This is a genomic window from Streptomyces sp. NPDC046876 (assembly GCF_040645035.1).
Classification (GTDB): domain Bacteria; phylum Actinomycetota; class Actinomycetes; order Streptomycetales; family Streptomycetaceae; genus Streptomyces.
Genome location: NZ_JBEYXK010000195.1, coordinates 1 through 5202 on the forward strand (window position 1 = coordinate 1; position 5202 = coordinate 5202).

Here is a 5202-nt window from a genome sequence, read left to right on the forward strand (position 1 = left end):
CAGGGGGGACCCTGTGGGAGAGTAGGACGCCGCCGAACAATCATTGTGGGAAAGCCCCGCACCTTCTGGTGCGGGGCTTTTCTGCGTTTACGGGCAGGTGCACGGCCGGCTCGGTATCCTGGGCCGCGTTCCCCTGGAGGAGTCGATGACAGCACAGCAGCTGGAAGACGGCGGCCCGCTCATCCCCCAGCCGGCCATGACGAGGGAAGCGCTGCGGGACGCGGTGCGCCGTATCGACATGGCGAGCCTCGCGGTGCTCGACCGGGAATGCAACGAGGCCTTCGACCGGGCCGCGGAGACAGGGGCGATCAATCCGCTGCGGTTCTTCCTGATCAAGTGGGCGACACACGTGGCGATCCACCGGTGGCCCGCTCGGGCGGCGGCCCTGCGCGAAGCCGAACGAATCGCCGGAGACCCTGCCGCCACCGAGCAGGAGTTCCGGGCCGCCATGGAGACCAGCAGCCGCATCCTCGCCGAGGCGCAGCGGGACATCGGCCTGTGAGCCCGCGGGGCGAAGGCGTCGAGAGCGACAGCGGCTGGGCCTGGGAGTGCGATCCGAGCCGGGTGTGGGTGCTCGGCGACATGCCGCCGGAGCAGCAGGAGCTGGTGGCTGCGGTCATGGACGGCCTGGTGGACCTGGCCTCCATGGGCATCGACCCCAAGGACGGCAGCCTGTACGAGGACCCCCAGCCGATGCGGCTGCGTACGTACGAGGACGAGCACCTCATGCTCTGGTACCAGACCATCCCGCACCGCAGCCGCGTCTACCTCAAGCGGGTCAACCTCTGAGCCGCTGCCCTCAGGCCTGGGTGGCCGCGCGGTAGGTGCAGACCTGGACGCCCATGGGGCTGGTGACCGCGGAGACCAGCTCCAGGGTGCGCAGGGCGCCGTCCGCGGGGTAGATCGTCTTGCCGCCGCCGAGGAGGACCGGCATCACGTTCAGGCGGAGCTCGTCCACCAGGCCCTCGCGCAGCAGGCTCCGTACGAGGGTCGGGCTGCCCATGACCACGAGGTCGCCGCCCTCGCGGGCCTGCAGGTCCTGGATGGCGGCGATCGCCTTGTCGCCGGAGATGCGGGTGGTGTTGCTCCACGAGAGCGCGGCGTCCTCGTCGGAGAGGCTCGAGGACACGACGTGCTTCGGGATGGCGTTCATGCGGTCCGCGAAGGGGTCGCCGGCCCGCTCGGGCCAGGCCGCGGCCATCGTCTGCCACGTACGCCGGCCGAACAGCAGGGCCTCCGCGTTGGCCAGGGCCTCGGTGAAGGAGCCGCCGACGACCTCGGGGTCGAAGAACGGGTGCGTCCAGCCGCCGTGGGCGAAGGCACCGTCGGTGTCCTCGGCGGCGCCGCCGGGGGCCTGCACGACGCCGTCCAGGCTGATGAACTCGGTGACCACGATGCGCATGTGACTCGCTCCTCTGGGGGTCCGTCCCGCCCGGGCGGACGCTCGGGTGGCTCTACACAAGGAAGACCGCCGGCCCACGCGAAACTCATCGGTCACGACGCCGCCGGCGGTGTGACCTGGGTCACGCGCATGAGACCCGGGCCGTCGGGCGTCCGCACGCGCTCCCGTCGGCTTGTGCACAGCTGGGCCCGGCGGCCTAGGTGTTTTGCCCGGACAGTGGAGCCAGTCGGTGAACGCTTCCTGCCGTTGCCTGTCTGAGGGCCCTGGTTCAACGGTGATGCCCAGGGATGCGAACCAAGCGGTCGCCCGTGCCAGGAACGCAGCACAGGTCGGGGCGGTCTCGTCGGGGAGATCTTCGGTGTAGGCGAGGCGGGAGTGGTCGTCGTTCCGGCGACACCGAGGGCCCGGTAGTGGCTGGCCCAGCGGGCGGCGGTGGTGTGGCTGACCTGGAAGCGTTCCGCAGCCTGCCGCACGGGCCAGCCGTCGTCCACGACACAGCGGCCAGACGAAGACGCCCGGTCTCGGGTCTCGGTCATGCGGGGCATTACGGCCGGGGCCACGAGGGCCTCCTGTCATTGGCGTAGATGCTGCAATCCACACCGAGCCAGAAGGCCCTCACCTCGTTCAAGCACCCAGCACCCGGGTCACCAACGCTCCCGGACAACACGGGTGACGTTGGGGGGCGTCCGTTCTCGCCCGCCGCCTCGGCGGCACCGACGACGGCCACGATCAACGCCGCCATGTAGAAGATGCGCTTGGAGACGCCCGCCGCAGTCTCGTCCAGGTTCGCCGTCTCCGGCTGATGCTCGCGGCCCGCGCCCGTCCTGGGACCCCAGCTCCTGGCGCCACGCTACGGGCGGGCCGGAACGCCGGCGGGCTGGTTCAGCCGGTGCAGCCGGGGACTTGGTCCGGCGGGGCGCAGTTGTTCGGCTTGTTGTGCTCGACCGCGCTGTTGTTCAGCGTGACCGTTCCGGACTCTTTGAAGATGCCGCCTCCGTCACCGGCCTTGTTGCCGGTGACGGAGCTCTTGTTCAGGGTCGTTGAGCCCACGGCGTTGAAGACGCCGCCGCCCCGGGCGGTGCCGCCCGTAGCCTTGGCGGTGTTCTCGCCGATCCAGGTGTGGTCGGTCGTCACGGTGCCGCCGGTGGGGTTGTCGATGCCACCGCCCCGGGCGGTACCACCGTCGGGGGCGCTGGCGGTATTGCCGCGGACCGTGCTGCTGCTCAGGGTGAGGTCACCGAAGGCGCCGCTTCTGATCGCGCCGCCGCCGGCAGTGCCACCGCCCGGGGCCGTGGCGTGGTTGCCGAGGATGCGGGTGCGGTTCATGGACAGCTTGGCGTTGTTCGCGATCGCGCCGCCCAGGGCGCTGCCGCCCGGAGCGCTGGTGGTGTTGTCCCGGATGACGGTGTCGGTCACGATCATCTCGCCCGGTGGCGGGGCACCGTTGCTGAGCGCGCCTCGTGCCGTGCCGCCCGGGGCGCTGGCGAGGTTGTTGCTGATGATGGAGTTCTTGACCGTCGTCGGGGCGAAAGCGGCGAGGCCCGCGCCGAATGCGAGGCTCTCGGGGTTCGCCGTGACGCGGACGGTGTTGTGGTGGACGCGGCTGTGGTTGACCGTCAGCGGGCCGTCGTTGGCGATCCCGCCACCGTCGGCGCTGCTCGGAGTAGTGCCGCTGAAGAGGGCGGTGTTGTCGCTGACCTCGGTGTCGTTCAACGTCGCCGTCCCATCGCTGTCGATGCCGCCGCCCTCCACGAAGAGGTTGTCGGCGGCGGTATCGGCGGCGTTGTGGACCACCCGACTGTGGTTCACCGTCAGGGTGCCTTGGTTGTTGATACCGCCGCCGCAGATCGCTTCCCCGGGAAAGAGGGGGCAGTCTGTCGCCTTGCCGCCGCTGATGGTGATCTTGTTCAGCGTCAGGGTGCCCGTGTCGGCCACGAGGAGGATACGGAAGGCGGGGGCGGAGAGGGCGCGCGTGATCGTCGCGCCGTTGCCGTCGATGGTGACGTCGCTGGTGATGGCCGGCAGGCCGTTGGCGGGGTTGGCCGTGTCCGGGGACGTCAGCCGGTACGTGCACTTGCTGGCCAGGCGGAGGGTGTCGGCGCCCGGTGAGCTGTTGGCCGTCGTGATCGCCTCGACAAGAGCCGGGACCGAGCAACCCACGTGCACGGTGGTGGCGTGGGCAGATGAGGCCGGGAGCGCCATCCCAGTAATGGCCGCCAGGCAGGCCACGGCCAGGAGCCGCCCCGGGGGTGATCGCCGAACACCGTGGACCGGATCCATCGCTCGAACGTTCTGCCAGGGCATCAGGGGGTTCCTTCCATCGGCGCGAGGAGGCCCCCACCGGGCACGCTCCACCAGTGCCCTGTCCGCCCTGGGGCAAGCCGTCCACGGGGGCGGCTGGAGTTGAGCCGACCACGCATTACAAACGCGACTACGAAGGCGCGCTGGGACGGCGGCTGCGGCTCGCTCGAACAGGCCATCTCAGGGGTAGGCACCCGATCCGGGCGCTCCCCTGCTGGCTCGCGGACCGGCCTCGGAAGTGTCGGCAAACCCCAGGACCCCGATCACCAGATCGACGCCCTGCTGCGGTCCGGCGTCGCCCGCGACCATATCCACGTCGACACCGCGAGCGGCGCCAAGGCGTCCCGCGGGCTCTTCGAAGTTAGCCCGACGGGCGTAGGCCGATTCCTTTCAGGCATCCACGTCACCGACACCGGCAGCGAGGGCAGGGGCAGCCGGGCACGTCCTCTGTCCATCCATGTCGCCGCGGGCCAGGCCGGTGATGCGCCGGCCTTCGAGGTCGGCACGCGGCATGCGGGCGTCATCCCACAGCCCGCCCACCGAACCGGGCACCGCCTGCGGCGAGGGCGCGACGGATCAGGCGCCGCTGACCCGGGCGCAGTCCTGCAGGAGGGCGTCGAAGGCTGCCTGCTCGGACTCGTCCGAGAACTCGCGCTCGATGCTGTCGTCGTCCGGCGAGACGATCAGGTAGTGCGAGGCCAAGTAGGAGAGGTCTCCCCAGTGCTCGAGGGTGTGGCCGCGCATGAGGGTTCGGCCGCAGCGCGTGCATTCGATCCACGGCACGAGGAGCAGCTCCGCCAGGTCGCCCTGGGCCCCGAGCTCGGCGGCGTCGAGCACGACGTCGTCGAGGGGGAGCAGCTCTACGGGGGCGGGACGCCCGTCACCGGCGCACTGGAGGAGCCGGCGGGCGAGACTCTCCCGCTCGCCCCAGATCTCCGACACCACGGATATCTGGGCCCTGTCCGTCTCGCTGAGCTGTACCCGGTGGTCGAGGAGGCCTGCGATGAGCATGCTGAGCCCCGCCTCCTGCTCGCCGATGTCCCAGGCGTCCCGCACGTGCTGTGCCTCGGGCTCCGGCAGCAGCGCCGCGAGCCGGTTCCAGATGGCGATCTTGTCGGTCATCGGTCGAGGCTAGCGACGGCGCCGGGCTTTGACACCCCTCCACCCCGGATGTAGACTTGAGCGGTTGCCTGGAACGGAGACGTTCGGCGACAACCCCAAGCAGAACCTGACGCAACCCGGGAATCTCATTCCACGGGTTCGCACTCGACTCCTCACTCAGGAATCCGAAGCCGGGAAATCCGGTGGAAAACTTCTGATAGAGTCGGACTCGCCGAAAGGGAAACGCGAAAGCGGGAACCGGAAAGCGAAACCCGCTTCGACCGGGAATCGGACACGAAAGAGTCTGATAGAGTCGGAAACGAAGAAAGAACGAAAGCCCGGAGGAAAGCCCGAGAGGGTGAGTACAAAGGAAGCGTCCGTTCCTTGAGAACTCAACA

At 69.6% G+C, this 5202-nt stretch carries 5 protein-coding genes and 2 pseudogenes; 2 read left to right on the forward strand and 5 right to left on the reverse strand.

Annotation, left to right across the window (positions count from 1 at the left end; genetic code table 11):
• Positions 1-145 precede the first annotated feature (145 nt).
• Together ABZ924_RS38055 and ABZ924_RS38060 are read left to right on the forward strand one after the other, a co-directional pair.
• The gene (locus ABZ924_RS38055) at positions 146-502 is read left to right on the forward strand and encodes a hypothetical protein (protein ID WP_361920250.1); all 357 of its coding nucleotides are present in this window, start codon (positions 146-148) and stop codon (positions 500-502) included.
• Positions 499-789: a hypothetical protein gene (locus tag ABZ924_RS38060; RefSeq protein WP_361920252.1), complete on the forward strand. Its 291-nt coding sequence runs from the start codon at positions 499-501 to the stop codon at positions 787-789. Before ABZ924_RS38055 ends, ABZ924_RS38060 begins: the two co-directional genes overlap by 4 nt.
• Before the next feature lie 10 nt (positions 790-799).
• Here ABZ924_RS38060 and ABZ924_RS38065 read toward each other — a convergent pair whose 3' ends face one another.
• From ABZ924_RS38065 to ABZ924_RS38085, 5 genes and pseudogenes are all read right to left on the reverse strand, one after another.
• Positions 800-1402 carry a dihydrofolate reductase family protein gene (locus tag ABZ924_RS38065; RefSeq protein ID WP_361920256.1) on the reverse strand — a complete coding sequence of 201 codons (603 nt, stop codon included), beginning with the start codon at positions 1400-1402 and terminating at the stop codon, positions 800-802.
• A 267-nt stretch (positions 1403-1669) separates the two neighbouring features.
• Positions 1670-1786: pseudogene (locus ABZ924_RS38070) on the reverse strand (IS481 family transposase); the annotation flags it as partial.
• Between the two features lie 2 nt (positions 1787-1788).
• Positions 1789-1947 (reverse strand): annotated as a pseudogene (locus ABZ924_RS38075) (helix-turn-helix domain-containing protein); the annotation flags it as partial.
• A 337-nt stretch (positions 1948-2284) separates the two neighbouring features.
• Positions 2285-3604, reverse strand: coding sequence for a hypothetical protein (locus ABZ924_RS38080; RefSeq protein WP_361920254.1), 1320 nt, complete (start codon positions 3602-3604; stop codon positions 2285-2287).
• 675 nt (positions 3605-4279) lie between these two features.
• Positions 4280-4825: a hypothetical protein gene (locus tag ABZ924_RS38085; RefSeq protein ID WP_361920257.1), complete on the reverse strand. Its 546-nt coding sequence runs from the start codon at positions 4823-4825 to the stop codon at positions 4280-4282.
• Positions 4826-5202: the final 377 nt, after the last annotated feature.